Source organism: Oscillibacter sp. 1-3, assembly GCF_000403435.2.
In the GTDB taxonomy this organism is placed as follows: Bacteria; Bacillota; Clostridia; order Oscillospirales; family Oscillospiraceae; genus Oscillibacter.
The window spans coordinates 260,587-281,175 of the sequence record NZ_KE159711.1 but is presented as its reverse complement, the minus strand read 5'-3'; the positions used below and the strand labels follow the sequence as shown (position 1 = coordinate 281,175).

24 protein-coding genes and 1 riboswitch are annotated in these 20,589 nt (G+C 50.1%); of the genes, 19 read left to right on the top strand and 5 right to left on the bottom strand.

Features of this window, described 5'->3' with window-relative positions:
* Nucleotide 1 precedes the first annotated feature (1 nt).
* The 16 genes from C816_RS19625 (at nucleotide 2) to C816_RS25225 (ending at nucleotide 12,641) form a co-directional block, all read left to right on the top strand.
* Nucleotides 2-1,021, top strand: coding sequence for an ABC transporter permease (locus C816_RS19625; protein WP_016324157.1), 1,020 nt, complete (start codon nucleotides 2-4; stop codon nucleotides 1,019-1,021).
* Between the two features lie 125 nt (nucleotides 1,022-1,146).
* A riboswitch (TPP riboswitch) is annotated at nucleotides 1,147-1,252 on the top strand.
* Nucleotides 1,253-1,324: 72 nt separating this feature from the next.
* Nucleotides 1,325-2,146 carry a hydroxyethylthiazole kinase gene (gene thiM / locus C816_RS19620; RefSeq protein ID WP_016324156.1) on the top strand — a complete coding sequence of 274 codons (822 nt, stop codon included), beginning with the start codon at nucleotides 1,325-1,327 and terminating at the stop codon, nucleotides 2,144-2,146.
* Complete coding sequence (gene thiE / locus C816_RS19615; protein WP_016324155.1) at nucleotides 2,133-2,774, top strand: thiamine phosphate synthase; 642 nt, start codon at nucleotides 2,133-2,135, stop codon at nucleotides 2,772-2,774. The genes thiM and thiE overlap by 14 nt, the downstream gene beginning before the upstream one ends.
* Entirely contained in the window at nucleotides 2,771-3,418 is a 648-nt protein-coding gene (locus C816_RS19610) for an HAD family hydrolase (protein WP_016324154.1), read from the top strand. The genes thiE and C816_RS19610 overlap by 4 nt, the downstream gene beginning before the upstream one ends.
* 11 nt (nucleotides 3,419-3,429) lie before the next feature.
* Nucleotides 3,430-4,095: a 5'-methylthioadenosine/S-adenosylhomocysteine nucleosidase gene (mtnN, locus tag C816_RS19605; RefSeq protein WP_016324153.1), complete on the top strand. Its 666-nt coding sequence runs from the start codon at nucleotides 3,430-3,432 to the stop codon at nucleotides 4,093-4,095.
* A 95-nt stretch (nucleotides 4,096-4,190) separates the two neighbouring features.
* The gene (gene thiD / locus C816_RS19600) at nucleotides 4,191-5,000 is read left to right on the top strand and encodes a bifunctional hydroxymethylpyrimidine kinase/phosphomethylpyrimidine kinase (protein WP_016324152.1); all 810 of its coding nucleotides are present in this window, start codon (nucleotides 4,191-4,193) and stop codon (nucleotides 4,998-5,000) included.
* The gene (gene tenA / locus C816_RS19595) at nucleotides 4,997-5,659 is read left to right on the top strand and encodes a thiaminase II (RefSeq protein WP_016324151.1); all 663 of its coding nucleotides are present in this window, start codon (nucleotides 4,997-4,999) and stop codon (nucleotides 5,657-5,659) included. The genes thiD and tenA overlap by 4 nt, the downstream gene beginning before the upstream one ends.
* 14 nt (nucleotides 5,660-5,673) lie before the next feature.
* A complete protein-coding gene (locus tag C816_RS19590; RefSeq protein WP_016324150.1) occupies nucleotides 5,674-6,297 on the top strand; it encodes a thiamine diphosphokinase in 624 nt (207 codons plus the stop codon).
* A gap of 51 nt (nucleotides 6,298-6,348) precedes the next feature.
* Nucleotides 6,349-6,567: a hypothetical protein gene (locus C816_RS19585; protein WP_016324149.1), complete on the top strand. Its 219-nt coding sequence runs from the start codon at nucleotides 6,349-6,351 to the stop codon at nucleotides 6,565-6,567.
* Nucleotides 6,568-7,241: 674 nt separating this feature from the next.
* Nucleotides 7,242-7,901 carry a response regulator transcription factor gene (locus C816_RS19580; protein WP_016324148.1) on the top strand — a complete coding sequence of 220 codons (660 nt, stop codon included), beginning with the start codon at nucleotides 7,242-7,244 and terminating at the stop codon, nucleotides 7,899-7,901.
* A complete protein-coding gene (locus tag C816_RS19575) occupies nucleotides 7,898-9,331 on the top strand; it encodes a sensor histidine kinase (RefSeq protein ID WP_016324147.1) in 1,434 nt (477 codons plus the stop codon). Before C816_RS19580 ends, C816_RS19575 begins: the two co-directional genes overlap by 4 nt.
* Entirely contained in the window at nucleotides 9,328-10,035 is a 708-nt protein-coding gene (locus C816_RS19570) for a hypothetical protein (RefSeq protein ID WP_016324146.1), read from the top strand. Before C816_RS19575 ends, C816_RS19570 begins: the two co-directional genes overlap by 4 nt.
* Nucleotides 10,036-10,552: 517 nt before the next feature.
* On the top strand, nucleotides 10,553-11,077 hold the full coding sequence (locus C816_RS25230; protein WP_242832286.1) for a M15 family metallopeptidase: 525 nt from the start codon (nucleotides 10,553-10,555) through the stop codon (nucleotides 11,075-11,077).
* Complete coding sequence (locus tag C816_RS19560) at nucleotides 11,077-11,784, top strand: hypothetical protein (RefSeq protein ID WP_016324144.1); 708 nt, start codon at nucleotides 11,077-11,079, stop codon at nucleotides 11,782-11,784. Before C816_RS25230 ends, C816_RS19560 begins: the two co-directional genes overlap by 1 nt.
* 367 nt (nucleotides 11,785-12,151) lie before the next feature.
* Nucleotides 12,152-12,505, top strand: coding sequence for a VOC family protein (locus tag C816_RS19555; RefSeq protein ID WP_371254431.1), 354 nt, complete (start codon nucleotides 12,152-12,154; stop codon nucleotides 12,503-12,505).
* Nucleotides 12,498-12,641, top strand: a complete 144-nt coding sequence (locus C816_RS25225; RefSeq protein ID WP_242832285.1) for a hypothetical protein — start codon at nucleotides 12,498-12,500, stop codon at nucleotides 12,639-12,641. Before C816_RS19555 ends, C816_RS25225 begins: the two co-directional genes overlap by 8 nt.
* A 251-nt stretch (nucleotides 12,642-12,892) precedes the next feature.
* Here the strand turns inward: C816_RS25225 and C816_RS19550 are convergent, their stop codons facing one another.
* From C816_RS19550 to C816_RS22125, 4 genes are all read right to left on the bottom strand, one after another.
* Nucleotides 12,893-13,630 carry a hypothetical protein gene (locus C816_RS19550; RefSeq protein WP_016324143.1) on the bottom strand — a complete coding sequence of 246 codons (738 nt, stop codon included), beginning with the start codon at nucleotides 13,628-13,630 and terminating at the stop codon, nucleotides 12,893-12,895.
* The gene (locus tag C816_RS19545; protein WP_016324142.1) at nucleotides 13,627-14,187 is read right to left on the bottom strand and encodes an RNA polymerase sigma factor; all 561 of its coding nucleotides are present in this window, start codon (nucleotides 14,185-14,187) and stop codon (nucleotides 13,627-13,629) included. The genes C816_RS19550 and C816_RS19545 overlap by 4 nt, the downstream gene beginning before the upstream one ends.
* A gap of 150 nt (nucleotides 14,188-14,337) precedes the next feature.
* On the bottom strand, nucleotides 14,338-15,528 hold the full coding sequence (locus tag C816_RS19540) for an IS1595 family transposase (RefSeq protein ID WP_016324141.1): 1,191 nt from the start codon (nucleotides 15,526-15,528) through the stop codon (nucleotides 14,338-14,340).
* Nucleotides 15,529-15,582: 54 nt separating this feature from the next.
* Entirely contained in the window at nucleotides 15,583-16,275 is a 693-nt protein-coding gene (locus C816_RS22125; protein WP_016324140.1) for a restriction endonuclease, read from the bottom strand.
* A 703-nt stretch (nucleotides 16,276-16,978) separates the two neighbouring features.
* Here C816_RS22125 and C816_RS24025 point away from each other — a divergent pair.
* Nucleotides 16,979-17,332, top strand: coding sequence for a hypothetical protein (locus C816_RS24025; protein WP_040656241.1), 354 nt, complete (start codon nucleotides 16,979-16,981; stop codon nucleotides 17,330-17,332).
* Nucleotides 17,333-17,378: 46 nt separating this feature from the next.
* On the opposite strand, the gene C816_RS19525 is transcribed toward C816_RS24025, so the two are convergent.
* A complete protein-coding gene (locus tag C816_RS19525) occupies nucleotides 17,379-18,563 on the bottom strand; it encodes an AAA family ATPase (RefSeq protein WP_016324138.1) in 1,185 nt (394 codons plus the stop codon).
* Between the two features lie 179 nt (nucleotides 18,564-18,742).
* On the opposite strand from C816_RS19525, the gene C816_RS19520 reads away from it, so the two are divergent.
* A complete protein-coding gene (locus tag C816_RS19520) occupies nucleotides 18,743-19,417 on the top strand; it encodes a response regulator transcription factor (protein ID WP_016324137.1) in 675 nt (224 codons plus the stop codon).
* Nucleotides 19,414-20,526 (top strand): sensor histidine kinase, encoded by a 1,113-nt coding sequence (locus C816_RS19515; RefSeq protein WP_016324136.1) that lies wholly within the window; start codon nucleotides 19,414-19,416, stop codon nucleotides 20,524-20,526. Before C816_RS19520 ends, C816_RS19515 begins: the two co-directional genes overlap by 4 nt.
* The last annotated feature ends 63 nt before the right edge of the window (nucleotides 20,527-20,589 follow it).

Here is a 20,589-nt window from a genome sequence, read left to right as displayed (position 1 = left end):
GGTGAAAGGCTTGAAATATCAGCTAAAAAGTGTCCTGTGGGATAAATTCTGCCTGATGACATTCCTGCTGCCCATCCTGGTCGCCGGGGCGCTGAATTTCATGGGCTCCATTGATATGTCCAGCCTGGGAGAACTGCACTTCGGCGTACTGGAAAATGATCTGTCCCCGCAGACAATTACATGGCTGGAGCGGTATGGCCCGGTGACGGCCTACAGGACCCAGGAGGAGCTGACCGCCGCCATCAACGAACCGTCTACCAATGTGATTGGCGTAAAAGCAGACGGAGACAGCCTCAAAACCGCAATCAGCGGGGACGAGCTGGAGATTTTCCGGCAGGCGGCGGCTACCCTGCCCACCCTCTATGAGCGGCAAGAAAACGCTGAACAAACAGAAGTCCAGGTGTTGGATCGGCCTGATATTTTGGAAAACTTTCAAGACATTTTCATCCCCGCCGTGCTGATCGTGGCTATGTTTATGGGCTGTACGTTCAACGCCATGAACATCATTTCCGAAAAAGAGGACGGCGTGGCGTTTGTCAACGAGATACTGCCCATGACGCCCTGCCAGTACTTTTTACAGAAAGTTGTAGTGGGATTTCTCTTTGGAAGTCTTTCGTCTATCATAACGGCGTGTATTTGCTTTCAACTGTCCTGGAACCATTGGGGACTAATGCTGGCCCTGATTCTTCTGTCGTCCTTTGTGGCGGCGCTGATCGGACTGTTTACCGGCAAGCTCTCCGAGGGCCTGATGATCGGTGTGGTCTATATCAAGATCATCATGCTGGTATTTATCGCGGTGCCCATTTTATGCGCTCTGATTGGGGTCAGCGGGCTGTCGGCGGTCCTCTGCAATCTCGTCCCATCCCAGCCCGCCTTCGACGGCATTATGGCCCTGTCCGCCGGAAACACAGGCGCAGCAATCAAAGATGCCGGCATACTGTCTATTCATTGTGTGGTATGGCCTGCGCTGTACGTTTTGCTTTTTACACAGCGGAAAAAGCAAGGGGGATATTCAATCTAAATACCTTTTAGTGGAAAACCTGCTTTGGCTATGATTGGATGTATGGAACGATAGTGATCCGTTTTTACTTGCAGCCAAGAAAAATATAATTGACACCGGAAAAGAATTGCATTACAATGTGGAAAACAACATAGCAGGGGAGCTTGTGTGACAGGCTGAGAGGAAGGTAGACCTTCGACCCTTGAACCTGATGCGGATAATGCCGCCGGAGGAAGTCGTAGGAAACGCTACTTTTTTCAGGGGGCATCGTATTCAGATGCCCCCTGTTTTTTGTTGCCAATCAGAGAAAGGGAGTAAAAAACCATGTTTGAACCGATTTTTGAGAATGTCCGCCAGAAATCCCCCCTGGTCCACAACATCACCAACTATGTTACCGTGAACGACTGCGCCAATATGCTGCTGGCCTGCGGCGGCTCGCCCATTATGGCGGACGACCCGGAGGACGCCGTGGAGATTACCGCCATCTGCGGTGGACTGAACATCAACATTGGAACCCTGAACCAGCGCACCATCCCGGCCATGCTCGCCGCCGGGAAGCGGGCCAATGAACTGGGCCATCCTGTGGTGCTGGACCCGGTGGGGGCGGGGGCCTCCACCCTGCGGACGGATACCGCCCTTCGGCTGCTGAATGAGGTAAAGTTTGCGGTGATCCGGGGCAACATCTCGGAGATTAAGACCCTGGCCCTGGGCAGCGGCACCACTAAGGGTGTGGACGCCGATGTGGCGGACAAGGTGACGGAGGAGAACCTGGACGGGGCTGTGGCTTTCGCCAAAGACTTTGCCCGGCGGATCGGAGCGGTCGTTGCCGTCACTGGGGCCATTGACATTGTAACGGACGGGGAGCGAGCCTTCTGCATCCGCAACGGCCGTCCGGAGATGGCCTCCATCACCGGCACCGGCTGTCAGCTCTCCGCCCTGACGGCGGCCTTTGTCACCGCCAACCCGGATTGTCCCCTGGAGGCCGCTGCCGCCGCCGTGTGCGCCATGGGCCTGTGCGGGGAGATCGCCCACCGGCGGCTGACCGAGTTGGACGGCAATTCCTCCTATCGGAACTACATCATCGACGCCATGTACCGCCTCACCCCGGCGGAGCTGGAGAGGGGAGCCAAGTATGAAGTGCGATAAGCGGCATATGCTGCTCTACGCCGTCACCGACCGGGCCTGGACCGGGAAGCAGACCTTGTATGATCAGGTGGAGGCGGCGCTGAAGGGCGGCGTGACCTGTGTGCAGCTGCGGGAGAAGGAACTGGACGAAATGGCCTTCATCCAGGAGGCGAAGGAGCTGTGCGCCCTGTGCCGCCGGTATGGAGTCCCCTTCCTTGTAAATGACAACGTGGAAATTGCCATCGCCTGCGGGGCGGACGGCATCCATGTGGGCCAGGAGGACCTGGCGGCGGGCGAGGTCCGCCACCGGGTGGGGGACGATATGATTCTGGGCGTCTCCGTCCACACGGTGGAGGAGGCCTGCCAGGCTGTCCGGGACGGCGCGGACTATCTGGGCCTGGGTGCGGTGTTCCCCACCAGCACCAAGACCGATGTGGAGCAGATGTCCAACGAAACCTTGCGGGCCATCTGCGACGCGGTGGATGTGCCCATTGTGGCCATCGGCGGCATCAACCGGGGCAACATCCTCAGGCTGGCCGGCAGCGGCGTGGACGGCGTGGCTCTGGTGTCGGCCATCTTCTCGGCGGAGGACATTGAGGGGACCTGCCGGGAGCTGCGGGCGCTGTCGGAGAAGATGGTGAACGTATGAGGATCCGCGGTGCGATTTTTGATGTGGATGGAACGCTGCTGGACTCCATGTTTATCTGGGACACCATTGGGGAGACCTATCTTCGCTCCATCGGGTATCAGCCGAAAGAGAATTTGAACGAGACGTTCAAGAATATGAGTCTGCGCCAGGCGGCCCGCTACTACCAGACCGAGTATGGCGTGACACAGAGCATCGACGAGATCATGGACGGAGTCAACGCTATGTTGGAGCGGTATTACCGCTTCGAGGTCCCGCTGAAACCAGGTGTGGCAGAACTCCTGGAGCGGCTTCGGCAGGACGGCGTCAGGCTGTGTATTGCCACCGCTACCGACCGGCATTTGGTGGAGGCCGGGCTGGACCGGTGCGGAGTGCTGTCCTGTTTCGGTGAGATTTTCACCTGCAATGAGGTGGGCCACGGCAAGGACGAGCCGGACATTTTTGAGGCGACCCTTCGCTTCTTGGGAACCAGAAGGGAGGAAACCCTCGTGTTTGACGATGCTCTCTATGCCGTTCGGACTGCGAAAGAGGCCGGATTCCCGGTAGCGGCGGTATATGACAGCCATGAAAAGAACCAGGAAGGACTCCGTGCATTAGCGGACTTCTACATAGAGGATTTTTCTCAAGTTAGTGCTGAGGATTTTTAGAGGAGTTTCACATGGGTAAGATTGGAATTTTATGCGCCTGTGAAAAAGAACTGAGACCATTTATCCCGGATATAGTGCAAAAGGCTGTCTCGAAGTATGCGATGCACACCTTTTACAGCGGCAAAATCAAGGGAATAGATATCGTAGCGGTATACTCAGGGTGCGGGAAAATCAACGCAGCCATCACAGCACAGCAAATGATTGATCGATACAGCGTGGATACAATTTTGCTTTCAGGCATTGCAGGCGGGTTGTCAAGCGGAGCAAATATATTTGATACCGTTGTCTGCACCGCGTCTGAATTTCGAGATACAGATGTCGAAATCTATTCCGATTTTCCAGTTCTGGAGAGTCCTGTGTTCCCTGCGGACAGCCGTATGATTGACCTTGCTTGCCAGACTGCGGCAACAGTCGATTGGCCAATCCATTTTGGTCTTACTACTACGGGGGATATATTTACAGATCGTATCAGCCCAACCGCAGTGTGTATTGACATGGAAACCGCGGCGGTTGCTCATGTATGCCATATGAACAATGTGCCATTTCTGGCAATTCGGACTATATCAGACAATAGTGTTGAGAATGGGCAGGATGTGATCACCCGAAATTTTGACAGGGCGGCCCATTTATCATATCGTTTTATAATAGAGATGCTTTCCTCCGGCAGGATGATGTAGAACAGTAATACCACGACTAACCAAACGTTGCAAGCGGCGGACCGGGGGCACCACTCTCCGTCGCTCAATAAAAATAATGCAAAGGAGACACAGCAATGAAGACAGCATTATCAATCGCTGGGACCGACCCCAGCGGAGGCGCCGGGATTCAGGCCGATCTGAAAACGATGACCATGAACGGTGTTTTCGCCATGAGCGCCATCACGGCGCTGGTGGCCCAAAACACCACCGGCGTGCGGGAGATTGTAGAGATGACGCCTGAATTTCTCGGGCAGCAGATCGACGCGGTATTTGAGGACATACCGCCCGACGCGGTGAAAACCGGTATGGTGGCCTCCTGCGGCCTGATTGAGAAAATCGCGGAACGGCTGCGCTTCTATCGGGCGAAGAATATCGTGGTGGACCCGGTGATGGTGGCTACCAGCGGTGACCGGCTGATCTCGGAAGCAGCGTTGGACACGCTAAAGACCTGCCTGCTCCCTCTGGCGGCTGTGGCCACGCCCAATATCCCGGAGGCGGAGATCCTGGCCGGTGTGACGATCCACAGCCAATCGGACATCGAAGCTGCCGCCAAGTGGATCGGTGACACCTATGGCTGTGCAGTCCTGCTGAAAGGCGGGCACAACATTAGCGACGCAAATGACTTTCTCTATGCGGACCATGCAGGGACATGGTTCTATGGGGCGCACATAGATAATCCCAATACCCACGGTACCGGCTGTACCCTGTCCAGCGCCATTGCGGCCAACCTGGCCAAGGGCTTTGACCTGCCCACATCCATCCGGCGGTCGAAGGATTATCTCTCTGGCGCCCTGGGGGCTATGCTGGATCTGGGGAAGGGACGGGGCCCCATGCAGCACAATTTCAATCTCACCGGCGAATATGCAAAGGAGGCGGAGCAATGAAGACCACGGAGCGGCTTTTAGCTGCAGCGAAAGACATTTGGGCAGCCTATAATGAGCATCCATTTGTATTGGGCATCCAGAACGGCACGCTGGCCCGGGAGAAGTTCAAGTATTACATCATCCAGGACTATCTCTATCTGGAGGAGTATGCAAAAGTCTTTGCTCTGGGAATAGCGAAAGCCAAAAGCCCGGAAACCATTCAGCTATTCTCCAAGTATGTGACCTTGCTCACCGAGGGTGAGATGGACATTCACCGGGGCTATATGGGGAAATTTGCCGTATCCCGGGAGGAGTTGGAGGCCACCCCCCGGGCGCTGGACAATCTCTCCTACACTTCCTATATGCTCCGAGTGGCCTATGAGGAGGGGGAGGCGGAGATTTTGGCGGCTATCCTCTCCTGTGCCTACAGCTATGAGATCATCGCCCGGAAGATAGTGAAGAATAATCCGGCAGCCCTGGATCATCCCTTCTATGGCGATTGGGTAAAGGGTTATGCTGATCCCCATTACAGCGAAGCGAATGTCCTGCTGCTGAACATGACGAATCAACTGACGCAACACTATACCGAACCGCAGCTTCAACACCTCACAGATATCTTCCTTGCCTGTTCCCGTTATGAGCTGGCCTTCTGGGAGATGGCCTGGAACATGAGCAATTAAGGGAGAAGCCGAGTATGAGACGGTGTGTGATTATCGGCGGTGCGGATATTGGACGGTACGACCGTATTCGTGCCTATCTGCGGGCGGACGATTTTTATATCTGCTGCGACAGCGGCCTGAAGCATCGGGAAGGGCTGGGCATTGCTCCGGATCTGATCGTGGGCGACTTTGATTCCCATACGAACCCGCATTTGGACACGGAGACCATTGTGCTCCCCTGCGAGAAAGACGATACCGACACGGTCTTTGCAGTAAAGGAGGCCCTGAAGCGCGGCTTTCAGGATTTCCTGCTGATCGGGGTCATTGGCGGGCGGCTAGATCACACGCTGGGAAATGTATCCCTGTTGCTGATGCTGGATACCCAGGGAAAACATGCCGCAGCCCTGGATGATTACTCTGAGATGGAGATTGTTTCAAGCGGTCCGGTACGCATTGAGGACCGGTATCCGTTTTTCTCCCTGCTGAATATCAGCGGCCAGGCCAGGGGCATTACCATCCAAAATGCGAAATTCCCCCTGTCCAATGCGGAGATTACCTGTGAGTATCAGTATGGTATCAGCAACGAGGTACTGCCGGGGATGACAGCGGAGGTTTCTGTGGGCAACGGGCGGCTGCTGCTGATCAAGGTGCTGCCCTGATTGCAGCAGTTGGAGATAGGTTTGTTATGCCGAGGGGAAGGAGTGGCTGTAATGTACTCAGTTGAAAACTACAGCAATACCAGATTTAATGTGCAGTTCAAGGAAATCCGCAATTTTCTTCAAAAAAATGCTGACACTGGCTTTCATGAGCATTTCCACTGGGGACGCCTGGATGGGATGATGGCGCATTCGTATCTTGATGTGGAAAGGCTGCCGGAAAATGCCCTGTTCCGGGACAAGGGCGGCAGCCTTGTTGGCGTGGTAATGTAAATCAAGATCGGTTTATAGAATATGAGGTCGATACCTGCATAAGCAAGATTATGCACTTGTGCTCCATAGACGGAATTGTATTGAAGAGTATCAGCTGGGATTCTCAGAAAGAACTTGTGGTTTTCCCGAGGTCGTAATAATACTATCTCTTGCGGATTATTCTGTATCATGGATTCCCCTTGAGAATTCCGTTATTGGCGCAAGGGCTACAGCGCTGGACCGCTTTTCGGCATACTACACATTTCTGAACAAGAAAAATGAAGTGGTGACAAATGTGATAAGTTTTACGTTTTGTGAGTAGTTCAAACAGTAGGGTGCTTTTGCTCTTTGAACGGAGCTGTATTGTAAAGCATCAGTTGGGATTGCCAGAAGGAACTTATTATCTTTTCAAGATTATGACACGACTACAATAATTAGTGAAAGCAGCGGGGGGACCCCCGCTGCTTTCATATGTTAATTGCGGCAATGGGTATGGGCAATGCAAAATAATATGCTTTCCATATAAAATTTTGACGCAATTTATATAGTCATCAGGTAACATGACGCCGAATGCCCTTTCAGTATGTAACCTCCAAGCGATAAAATCCCACATAAGATAAAAGGGGAAATGCAACGGTTATGTTGCTTTATGTTTTTTATGAGCGTTCCACATATTTGACCAAGGAGGATTTATCTTGCTTCAAGTTTTAATTGTAGAGGACGAAAAGCCCATCTCCAACCTGATCCGTCTCAGCCTGACTAAGGAAGGCTACCACTGTACCTGCGCTTTTGACGGCGCAGCTGCGGCGGACCTGCTGGTAGATCATCACTATGACCTGATTTTGCTGGATGTGATGCTCCCGGAGATTGACGGCTTTGAGCTGATGGAGTACATCCGTCCAATGAAGGTTCCGGTCATCTTCCTGACGGCGAAATCGGCGGTCAAAGACCGGGTAAAGGGCCTGAAGCTGGGGGCGGAGGACTATATCGTCAAGCCCTTTGAGGTCATCGAACTGCTGGCCCGCATTGATGTGGTCCTGCGCCGGTATCAAAAAACGGACATGGTACTGGAGATTGGCGGGCTGAAAATCGACACCAGATCCATGCAGGTATGGCGGGACGAGGCAGAGATCAGCCTGACCAAGACGGAGTATGAGCTGCTGCTCCTCTTCGCCCGAAACCCCCGCCGCGCCCTATATCGGGAAACCATCTATGAGCGGGTATGGGGTGAACCGTACCCCTTTGGCAGCAAGGCGGTAGACATCCATATCCAGCGGCTGCGCAAAAAGACCGGATGGGAAACCTGCCTTCGCGCGGTGAACAAGATCGGCTACCGGCTGGAGGTGGAGCCGTGAAGTTCCATTTGAAGATGACCCTGTGTATGCTGGCGGTGCTGGCCGCCTTGTTTGGAGCCGGAGGCAGTCTGCTGATCTCCGAATCCTTTGAGGACTCTCTGGAGCGGGAAAAGACGGCGGCGCTGGGGGACTACCGCATGGCCTGGGGCATCCTGCAGATCGTCAACAGCATGGATACCTACCTGGACAGGGACGCTATCGTCAAGACGATGGAGCAGTTATACCAGCAGAACAGCGCCTCCTGGTCGGCCCTGCGGCTGTCTACCGGGGATGAAGTGCTGTATGAGAACAGAGGGACGCAGTCCTCATTGATTCAGACTGCCTGGTCCATTGAGGATCCTACGCCTGGCATCTGCCTGTTCCGCATCCTAGACAACGGGGCCGGGGCGCACTTTCTGGTCTTTTCCGGGGCAGTCGAGACCAATGGAGATGTTCTCTATCTCACTACCAGCCATGATGTTTCCGCTCTATACACAGCCCGGCAGGCCCAGCAGCACACCTATCTCCAGGTATTTTTCCTGATGTGTGTTCTATGCGCGGCGCTGTCCTACACGGTGTCGCGGCTGCTGACCGCCCCGCTGGGCGGGCTCTCCCGGGCCTCCCGAGCCATTGCCGCTGGCAATTTTGCCAGCCGGGTGCGGGTCCGCTCCAATGACGAAATCGGAGCCGTATCCACGGACTTCAACACCATGGCGGAAAAGATGGAGCAGACCGTCTCCGAGCTGAACCGGGCTGTGGAGGAGCTGCACCAGGCGATGGAGCGGCAGGAGCAGTTCACCGGCAGCTTCGCCCATGAGATGAAAACGCCTATGACCTCCTTGATTGGCTACGCGGAGCTGCTGCGTAGCGGGACGTTGACCCCGGAAGAGCAGTTGGAGGCCGCGGACTACCTGTATTCGGAGGGAAAACGGCTGGAGAGCCTGTCACACAAGCTGTTGGAGCTCCTGGTCCTGAAACGGCATGACCTGCCCTTCGCCAAAGTCTCTCCGGCGGAACTGATTGAGGCGCTGGTAGAGAGACTGCGGCCGCTGTACGCCGCCAAAGGGATTCGTCTGTCCTGCGTATGCAAGGCGGGGGCCTGCCTGATGGATGCAGACTTGGTCTGGTCCCTGCTCTTGAACCTGGCAGACAACGCACAGAAGGCCATAGAGCAGGGCGGGGAAATACAGTTTCGGCAGGAGATGCTGGCGGACGGCTGCCTCATCCATGTCCTGGACAGTGGCCGGGGGATCCCACCCCAGGCGCTGGAGCATCTGACAGAAGCCTTCTACCGGGTGGATAAGGCCCGGTCCCGGGCACAGGGTGGTTTCGGTCTGGGACTGTCCCTGTGCCGGGAGATTGCCGCTCTCCACAACGGCAGGATTCGATTTGAAAACCGGCCAGAGGGTGGCGCCTGCGTAACGGTGGATCTAAGAGGGGGCCGGCCATGAGAACAATCAAACGATATATCCTCCCGCTGTTTACGCTCGTGCTTATTACTGTGGGCGCGGCGATGCCCCTTGCAGTTTCGCAAATGCAGGACAGCCGGATCAGCAGCCTGCGGGAAGAGTTCCTGCTTAATACGGTTAATCTGACGCTCCAGCAGGATGTTGGGGTAAGTCCGGTTCTCCGCCTGATTGCAGGAGAGTGTAACAGCATCCTGTGGGAGGAGGAAACAAAGCTCACCGAACAGGATGCAATCGAAGCCGCTAAGGCGGTGCTAACTGAAATGGAGGCCATGGACCTATTGTCTGTGGGCGATTTGGCACTGATACGAGACGCAGAGGGACGAGCTGAACCGATTCTCTTAATTGGCGGCGACGGCAGCTCCGCACTGGTTTGGAACTGTTATTCGTACAGCGAGAATGTGCCATACCAGATGTGGATTGATGACACGACGGGTAAGGCCGTACAGTTTCTGGTGAGCAGCCCTACGCCCCGAGATACGGATGCCGCCCACGCCCTGGCTGCAAACTGGAACATATTCTTTCAGGGCTACTATGGAATTGAAATTGTCAGTGTGAAAGAGGAGTCTCAAGGCATTGATTCCGGCGGCATTCTATACCAGTTCGTTTTTGGGGCTGATTTGCAGGACGGCTTGGATGTCTGTGAGCTGGAACTGAAACTGTTTGGCGGCTTAGCGATCTTTAAGTAAAATGATGCAGTTTCGTTGCCGGAATGTTAATGGTTCTTTCTATCCTCCCGCTATGATAAAGGCATCTCAAATAAAGAAGGTGCTTATCATGAACCAAGGAGAAGTGATGATGCGGTCTCGCGGCAAACGTGTGCGCAGGCGTAGACGCAGACGGAGCAGAGGATTGGGGAATTGGTTTCTCCCTGTTTCGGCTCTTTGCTTTCTGCTTGCGGTTTGCATCATGGGATTCAAACCGGACGCCTCAGCGCAGGGTGATTCCACATCACTGGCGAAAACCGCTTATCAGCCCAATAGCTCCACCCAGACCAATCCGGATTCTGCCACAGACACGCTCAAGGTTATCGAGCAAGGTGCTTCTACCCAAACTGACCCAAATTTTTTCCCGCTGCAGCCTGAGCCTTCAGTCGGCACCCAGCAGGATCCCAGTTCCACATCGCCAGAGGCCAGCGGCAGCCCCAAAACTACCACACCAGACAAAGATAGCTGGAATCTGCTTCTGGTAAACCCCTGGAACCCGTTGCCGACAGACTATTCTCTCTCCCTGACAGAACTGAAGAACGGGCTCTCAGTGGATAGCCGGTGCTATCCGGATTTACAGGCCATGATGGACGCTTGCCGGGCGGATGGTCTGTCCCCAGTCATCTGCTCCGCCTACCGTACACAGGAGTACCAGGAGAAGTTGTTCCAGAATAAGGTTGACCGCCTGATAGCACAAGGATACTCTGAGGCTGACGCCCCAGTGGAGGCAGGGAAATCTGTGGCAGTCCCAGGTACTAGCGAGCATCAGTTGGGACTGGCAGTGGATATTGTGGACATCAATAATCAGCATCTGGATGAAACCCAGGAGAGCACCGCTGTGCAGAAGTGGCTGATGGAGCACAGCTGGGAGTATGGTTTCATCCTCCGCTATCCCAATGACAAAAGCGAGATCACCGGTATCATCTATGAGCCCTGGCATTACCGCTATGTGGGGCACGAGGACGCGGAGCAGATCCATTCCCTGGGCGTCTGCCTGGAGGAGTATTTGGAGGGAGTGTCCTGATGGAATTTTACGCAAATGAGGGAAAGGACGTATTGATCCAGGCAAACGGGAAAATCTATGCCCGCCATGCCATTACCACACATTTCGTCCAAGCGGGGGAAAGCTATATCGACCTTGTTGAACGATATGTTAAGCCCGTCTATCAGCCAGGGGATATCCTTTCCTCCAGCGAGAAGGTGATCGCCCTGTGTCAGGGACGGGTGGTGACAGAGGACCAGGTGCGCCCCGGCTTCTGGGCCAAGCTGCTCTCCCGCTTTGTCCGGCAGACTGCGGCGGGACCGGGCATGGGCCTGCCGGTGAAGATGCAGTTTGCCATCAACACCTGCGGTTTGGGCCGGGTGCTCTGGGCAGCGGTCCGAGCCGGTCTGGACAAGCTGCGGGGCATCCACGGCACTTTCTACCGGCTCCTCGGAGAGGAGGTCCGGGGATTGGACGGCTTCTACGGAGAAGACATCCCAGAATATAAGCACATCGGCATCCGCGTTCCCAGGAATCCAGACATGGTCTGCAATGAGGTTTATAAACGGACCGGAGTTGTTATGATGATTGTGGATGCCAACGACCTGGATGTAGACCTGCTGGGTAAAGGGAATCAGCTGAGAGACTGGAAGCAGGATCAACTCCTTGCGCTAATTGTAGATAATCCGGCTGGTCAGAACCGGCAGCTTACCCCATTCATCCTGATTCGGGAAATTCAACAAACATAACAGGCAGGACACGACAGCCACGATAGCGGCTGCCGTGTCCTGCTTCGGTATGTACGAAGGGAATTTTCATACAAGAGAACGCATGATATGCTCGAAAGATTTTGCACACTGGTAATCCCAAGGGGTAACTCAAATGCAGCTTTTTACTCTGCAAGATTTGATAGAGTATGTCTTTATTAAAGACCATGGTTGTTGGGATACCGTTTAAGCGATTTCACCGACTTGTATTGAATTTACTGGGTGTCTATGATAATATAATAGCAACATACAAAATTATTAACGGTTCATCTACAGTATGTCGCTGCTTCTGATGATTGTCATAGAACAATAGCCGGGATTTGAGGGGGATATTTATATGTTAAGGTCAATGATGCAAGTATATGTTAAAGGCAGCGCTGAGGCTGTTCATACCTATCAGAGAGCGTTTGAAGCTGAAATTCTTGGTTTGTACCCTGATGGGAATGGTGGATACATGCACTCTGAACTAAATGCTCATGGGCAGATATTGGCTGTGTCGGAATTGACAGATGGCCTTGTTGTAGGAAATACCATGCAATTTTGCTTTCATTTCGGCGAAGGCGGGGAAGAGTATGTAAAAAAGGCATATGAAGTTTTGCGGGAAGAGGCAACTATCTGCATTCCGATGGGTCCATGTGATTATAGTCCTTGTATGTTCTCTTTGATAGATAAATTTGGAGTATATTGGTGTATATTTGTATGATAAACTGCAGTTTATCGGGCAGTTATATCATAAAAATTGGAAAGGACATGATGGTGGCTTCCTGAACCGCCCTGTCCTTAAAATGGGTGGCTTTGATACCCCCTATTTTGCAAGAGGAAACGGCGGTTCAGTTTGAACCGCCGTTAAAATATTCCGTTCATTCCTAAATAGTATGTTAGAACTGCGCTATGGCAACAGGAAAGCAGCATTTCTAAAACTCCCAATTCGCTTTTGTGTTCCCGGTGACTAAAATCCGATGTTCTAGTGTATAAGCATTCATTTCTACAAAATTATCTGAATTTATCTTGTCCATGATGCGTGTGCAAATTTCAAGAAGAAAGCTGCCCCAAAATCGGAGCAGCTTTTTTTCAAAACAAGGGCATGAATCTACTTAATATTTCTCAAAGCGTCTAACACATTTTCCAGTTCCGCTGTATCAGTAAAAACGCCAATATAGTAATCTCCAGAATGAATATAAGCCGCCTCATCTTTTTCAAGAAGCGATATTGTTATATCCTCCTGACTGGAATAAATGCTTATATCAGTTTCCGGTTCATAGTTCATAACACATACAGTAAAAGAGTCTCCGAGTAGTTCCGGATTGGGTACAACCTCTCCGCCGTCCTCTGCAAATTCTGGTTCTGGTATCTCGCCGGTAATGTATTCAATTCTCAACATATTATACTGGGTTCCATCTTTCATCGTTGTGTTATAAACGCTTCCGCGCCCATAGTGAAAACCGTCTGGCAACTGATTGGGAAGGTGTTCTGCTAATGGATGTGCCAAGGTTTCTTCTTCTGTCAGGCTTGCCACTTCTGCCGATTCTACATTTTCTTCGCTCTCGGTGCTAGGATATACGGCAACGCTGTATGTTGATGTCATCCCATCGCTGTTTCCGGCATCAATTCCAGCAGTGCCGCCAGTACCGGGAATCGAAATTCCACCGAGTATTGTTGAAGAATCCTGCTGTAAAAGAGCAGTAGTGCCTGCAACAATAAGGCACAGGCAAGCTGCCATTGCACCCCAAGCCTTCCAATTCATTTTTTTCTTCATAGTTATTTTAGCCCCTTTCACAATGTCGTCATCAAGTTCACCAAGGACTTCAAAGAAATCTTCTTTTCTCATATCTCAAAGCCCCTTTCTGTCAAATATGCTTTTAACTCTTTTCTTGTCCGTTCCAGTGTCTTTGATACGGTTCCCTGCAACATTCCATTGTCATGTGCAATTTCTGTGACTGAGTCCGCATACCAATAGCGCCGTACAAATATATTTCGCTTGCTTACCGAAAGACTTCTGACGAATGAATTGATAGCCTTTATTAGTTCCTGACGGTCAATGATTTGCTCCACATCATCAACGTCCGATATGCAGTCGGTCAATTCGTCTAAAACAAGTGTTATTTTTTCCCCACCGCGTTTTTCGGTATGATTGTGCTTGTACCTGTTAAAAGCTAGGTTCCGTGTGATTTTACCGAGGAATGTTGCCAACTGTTCAGGCCAATGGGTTGGCATGGAGTTCCAGGCGTTTAGATAGGTATCATTGACACATTCCTCTGCATCTTCTTCATTGTTTAAAATATTCCTTGCAATAGCTTTGCAGTAATGACCATATTTATCGGATGTTACTTTTATGGCTTGGTCATTCCTATCCCAATAGAGCTGGATTATGCCATTATCATCCATACAAATCCTCCTTCCACCTATATACACAACTTCTAGGCAAAAATCTGACACCTATTTTGAAAAATTTTTTTCTTATTATATCATACTGCCTACATGATATCATTAAAAATGGGCCAGAACAGTGTCTGGCCCATTTCAAAATCATTATTATCACACCACATTAGGGAATTGACCTTTGGTGTTAATGTCAAGCGGACGAGATTTTATGCTGTCATAGGATTCTTTGTAATCATCCCAACTGTCTGCAAGAGTACGTTTGAGTAGAATAACCCTTTCATCCAGTGATAAACCTTTATGTATCCATTGCCATGTAAACAAAGCCATGTATTGATTCAAATACTTTGTTGCTGGGATACGTTCTGCTGATTCTGGCATGAATTTTTCTATCTGTGAATGAATTCCATTGACATTTGCAAGATTATATCTGCCTTCAGTGTGCTTATCTGCTTTGATTTGAACATGACGAATATTTTCGCTCTTTGCCAAAATCGGATAGGCTGAATGACTGTCAGTAATTAGAGTGCTATCACTATCAAAATGCCCTGATAACAATTTTTTAACATCTTCTGTTTCTAATCTGCCAACAGAAACAGGTTTTGCTATTAAGTTCTTTTCATCATCCGCCGCAACAACAATACAGGCCTGTTCATTGCTGATTCCTCTTTTGTATCTCTTGGTGTTCTCCCGCAGTTCCTTTAAATAACCTGGTATTGATATTACCCTCGTCCATAGACCATGCTTTTTCAAATATTCCTCTTGATCTGCGTTGGAACAGTTATGCCTGGGAAATCTTTTCAATGTGAATATGAAAAACTCCGGGTCGCGTTTACCTTTAAATGATACAGTACAAAAACATTCATCACATTGCACTTCACCTTCAAATTTGAAATTATGTTTCCCCTCTGTATCTAATACACTATATTGCGCCATCATCCGTTGAAAAAGAATGTCCATGACCTTTAATTTGTGCTGTGCCGCTGTTGATCTACTGACATTCATCTTTTGAGCAAGATTCCCAATTGTTTGATTCTCTACAATCCCCACATATAAAGCTGCAAGTTGTGTATCTGACAGACGAGAGTTTTGGTCAAGTATATCTATGTCAGACGAAAATGTCTTACCACAATCCTTACAAATTATTCTTGGAGTACCCTTTTTAGACTTTCCATGCTTTTTAATCCTGATACTCCCACAGAATGGACAACTATCCGACGTTTTAATTTCCTTTTTCCCTTTACTTTCCGACCTTTTTGCTTGTGCCATGATTATCAGTTCATCCAGTTGGTCAGCTGTCAAACTATCAAGGCCACCCTTCAACGCTTCGTTGAAGAAGTCGGACATTGTAAAACCTACTAATGCTATTAAATTGTTTGCACCCTCTGCGGTGCTTACCCTTCAACCATAGTCAAGACTTGCTAGAATCGCTTTTTTCTGCCGCTCGAGTGCCATCCTCCGATATTTGAGAGCTTTTTGTTGTAAGCGTTCCTCCTCCTTCAAGTATTCCTCCGCCATATCAAAATCAGATTGGAGTTGAAGTCTGTACTCGTCTTTATCACTTAATTCTGGTACAATATGGTCTTGTTCAGTTGCTACAGATCGTTTAGCGTATTCTGCGTTTTTAATTGCACTCGAAATAATTATTCCCAATAAACCAGTATGTTGATATTTTGCTTTCTTGGAATTACAAGTGTCTTTAATTTCATCCCATTCAGAATCCGCAATGATCTCTACACCCAATTTTTTGGCATAAGTTCTGGCATTGAATGTCACTTCGTTATTGGTAATGACAACGGGCTTTCCAATATTATTGTAAAATGCCGCTCCAGAATAAACCTCTTGAATTGGGCCCTTGCCCAAAGGCTTGTTGTAATACTTGCATTGAATGTAATATGAATATTTAACCCCTTGAATATTCACACTCGCTTCAATGTCAATACCTCCATCATTAGCTTTACCTACTCTGTTAGCTGTGAGTCCAGCCAGTCGAAGAAAGTCTACCGTTTTGTTTTCAAACTCTGTACCTGAATAGCAATTGTTAAAGACGATGTTCTCAGGAATGATGTTCGCCTGCATGATGTTCGCCTGCATGATGTATGCCTCCTAAAAAAGTATTGAACTGTTTTTTAAGTTCAACACCACATAGAGGAAGTCAGTACAACACGCTATATGTTCCATTTGGTCGATGATGTATTAGGCCTTTTAACTGTTCAGCCCTCGAACAGAATGATTGATAATATAAGCGAACATGAGTAGCTGTCTTTTTCTACTCTCAAAATTCATTTCTTGAAATTCAGAACAATGACCAAAAACAAGATGGTGAAACTGTTTATTATAACGAAAGCCAAAAAGAGACTGTCCACCTATGGTGAGCAGTCTCTTTTTGCAGCTGTTGTATAATTATTGCATTGATATAAATATTTATTTAGAAGATTCTACCGGGAACACGAAGTCGAATTGGGACTTCTAAAATAGTTGCTTTATGCTATGTAAAGGAACGGATAGTTTGCTCAAAGTCTCTTGCGCTCTGACAGAGCCGCGTTACCTGCTGCCAGTTCCGGCAGACAACTGGAGCAAACTCTCTAAAAACTTTGGCGCTCTTTTTTTGGCGTGGAATCCGGACACCATGATAAGGAGCTCCTCTGAGAATAATTTGTTTCCAAGGGTCTTCAAAAGACTCAACATCCTTCGGGCCGTCATACGCTGCCACAATCCAGGCTTCTAAACTATCGCAGGGAACCACAACACAGGTGTCATCTATATCAATCAGTTTAGAGGAAATCAAACTTTTCAGATGATCTATGTAGCCGGTTACAGGGGCGCTATGTCTATTGCAGGGCAGTGTAACCGGGCAGGTTATCGTGTTACAATACAGAGGGTTCAGACTTTCTCTGTCAGGACATACAGTGGGGTCACAGCTGCAATGGGCTGGCTTTTCTTTCCTGGAGACATCACCATCCATCTGGATGATCAGGAGATCCAGTGCAGGCTGGATACTGTTCATAAACTGTTTTTTGATGTCGGCATGATCTATGCACCATTTCCAAACACCTTTCCAACCATTTTCATACCGACCAATTACATCGGGCTCTGGCTGCAAGAGGTAAAACCGTTGCTTTCCCCGGTGATGGCATCAATCACGGCTTGAAGAATAATAAAGTCTGTTGGACCCTCGCATACGATTCCGATATTTTTCATAACAGCGTAGGGACACCTCCCAGCCTGCCGTTGATCCACAGCCGGGACAGGGGCTGGCCTTCGTTGATCAGATCCTGGGAGACAAGAATCCGTTTGATTTGCGCATAACCGTTGGAGTCCCGATCCAAAGCGAACAAGCGGATGTCGTCATTGCACAGGTCCAGGCCGTCCAGGACCAGCGGGTTATGAGTTGTCAGAAAAACGTGCTTCTTGTGCTGAATGACCTGCTCACAGAAAACCTGAATCATTTTCTTGGCAAGCCGGGGGTTTAAGGCATGGTCAAAACTATCTACGGAGAAAATAGAAGGGGCCTGCGGGTGCATTGCCAGAGCCAGCATGAACAGCACATACAGCGCACCCTCACTGGCATCGTAGCCGGTGAACTGCGCAGACGCTTTCATATAGCGGTCTGCAAATTGAATAACCTGTCGTGGAGAAGGGATGTTGGAATTGATAGTACTCTTTTTAGGTGCGCCTACGGTGATATCAGATGCCCAATCGATCATATCCAGGATATCATCCATGTATAGATCACCAAAACAAAGATCGCCATCTTTTTCGTGAATGAGAGCATCAATTGCTTCAGCCAAACGACCGCCATTCAGGCCGATAGGGGTAGTTTGGTTTGGGTCGGGAGTTGTTCCGCGCAGGGTCATTGTATTTGGTTGAAAGATACCATATGAGGAAAAGTCCTGTGCTATTTTTCGGCTTGCCGCCAAATCCTCGTTGTTGTCAATTAAAAAGAAGCCAATATGATTGTTGGTTTGCTGCTGGGAGGCATGGCTGCGCCCCCACTTTTTTATGCCATTGAGGAAAAATGCTTCTGCGTGATATTTCCAATAGTCGCTATCTGTAGGGGTTGTGAGGTGAACGTCATATTGGCACACATCAGAGGAGTCATCATCATCCCACTCCAAAGAGAGATCCACTGTTAGTTTCTGACGACTAATCCCCTTAAAATTAGACTTATAGAGTGAGGGGATGCTTAGCCTAACGCCTCTCCTTTGTAGGCTTGCAGAGTCAACACGATCTGTCATGGCCGCGCTGAGCAGTCCAATAGCCTCCAAAATTGTAGACTTCCCAGAACCGTTGGCACCAATGAACACATTGACTTTCCCAGGCTCAAAAGCTATATTATATAGACACTTAAAGTTGCCAAAGCTGATTTTTCGCAAATTCATGCCATCACCCCTTCCGTTGGATACAAATACAGTATAACACATCGAACAAATTAAATACAGCATTTTTTGTAGATTTTGGCTTATTTAATTTGATGGAACAAAAATTCCATAAGCAAGATGCTTCTAACAAAAATCTAACACTCAGATTGGTACAATAAGAAGAAAAAGGGGGTGTAGCTTTGAGAATTTTGCTGGTTGAAGATGAACGGCGGCTTTCCGGCTATATTGCAAAGGGCCTGCAAAACAGCGGCTACGCGGTGGATGCCGTTTATGACGGGGAGGCGGCCCTATATGAGTATGGGGTAAACAGCTATGACCTGATCATTCTGGACCTGAACCTTCCCAAAGTGGATGGGCTGGATGTCCTGCGGGAGATTCGGAAGACTGACGGCAGCATCAAAGTCATTATCCTGTCCGCCCGCAGTAAAGTGAGCGACCGGATCCTGGGGCTGGATGACGGAGCGAACGACTACCTGATCAAGCCCTTTGATTTTGGGGAGCTGGAGGCGCGTATCCGGAATCTGCTGCGCCGGGAGTTTTTGCAGATGCCTTCAACCGTGTCACTGGGCGATCTGAGTCTGGATACCAAGGCCAAGCGGGTCACATTCCATGGTACAGAGGTCGTTTTGACACGCAAGGAGTACGGTATTCTGGAGTACCTGATGTTTCATCAGAACCAGGTAATCAGTGCGGAGGAGTTGACAGAGCACATCTGGAACAACACGTTTGATCCGTTCTCCAACACTGTACGCTACCATATCCACTCGTTGAAAAAGAAGTTGCATATGGCCTGCCGGATCGAATATATCAAAACCATCCGAGGGCAGGGCTATATCATGGAGGCGCCGCAATGAGACATATGAGTTTACAAATGAGGGTGGCGCTTTTATCAGTGGTTGCGCTGATTGTTTGTACGGTGGCATTGACGGTCGTATCCGTCTATAGTGTGGAGAGCATTATTTCATCGTCAGAGGATTACTGGGGGACGCAGTATGGCGGTGACGATTTGGATGCTTTACCGCAGGGCCAGGAGAATGCCGATACTGTCATCACGCTTCGCAAGTTTAATGCTACGAGTGTGATTCTCTGCATCTTTGTCAATCTGTTGGGCGGAATCGCTATCTATCTGATTATGGGCAGGGCGCTGCGCCCTTTGACGAAGCTGATCGAGGCCATAGAACGGATTGATGAACAGAAACTGTCTGAGCAGATAGCGGAGACGGGCGCAAATGATGAAGTTGGGCGGCTAACCCACAGTTTCAACGGTATGATGGCCCGGCTGGAGGACGCCTTCCAGCGCCAGAGCAGCTTTACAGCCAATGCGGCCCATGAACTGAAGACACCGCTTACCATCATGAAGACTGGGGTTCAGGTGCTGCTCGCGGACCGAGCGGCTACGCTGGGGGACTATCAGGAGAACGGACGGGAGCTCTTGGACAGCATTGACCGGCTCGCAAAGATTGTAGACAGCCTCCTGGTACTGGCAGCTAATAGCGACCCAGGGCACGACACGGACGAGGACGTGATGCTGGAGCCTTTGATGGAGGCCATCCAAGGCGAGTTGTCTGCTCAGCTGGACGAACGGGATATGAGCTGTTCTGTGATTTGCGGCGAGCTGTCCGTCACCGCAGATCCTGCGCTGTTGTATCGCGTTTTCTTTAACTTGATGGAAAATGCCTGTAAATACGGAAAACAGGAGGGGAGTATCTGCATCACCGGCTCCCGGGGCGATGACGGCATTTATGTATGCGTATTGGATGATGGGCCGGGCATTCCGCAAGAACATATCCCTTATATATTCGATGCGTTTTACCGGGTCGATAAATCACGCTCCCGAGAGATTGGTGGTGCTGGCTTGGGACTATCGATTGTGAAGACGATGGTGGAGTCGATAGGGGGAACGATATCGGCCGAGAACGGCGGAGGAGCCGGTATCTGTTTCATGATATTTTTCCCGGATTGAGTCCGTGGCCAATAAACGAAAAAAGAGGCAGGGGTTGGAGACTCCTGCTTCTTTTTGTCTTCT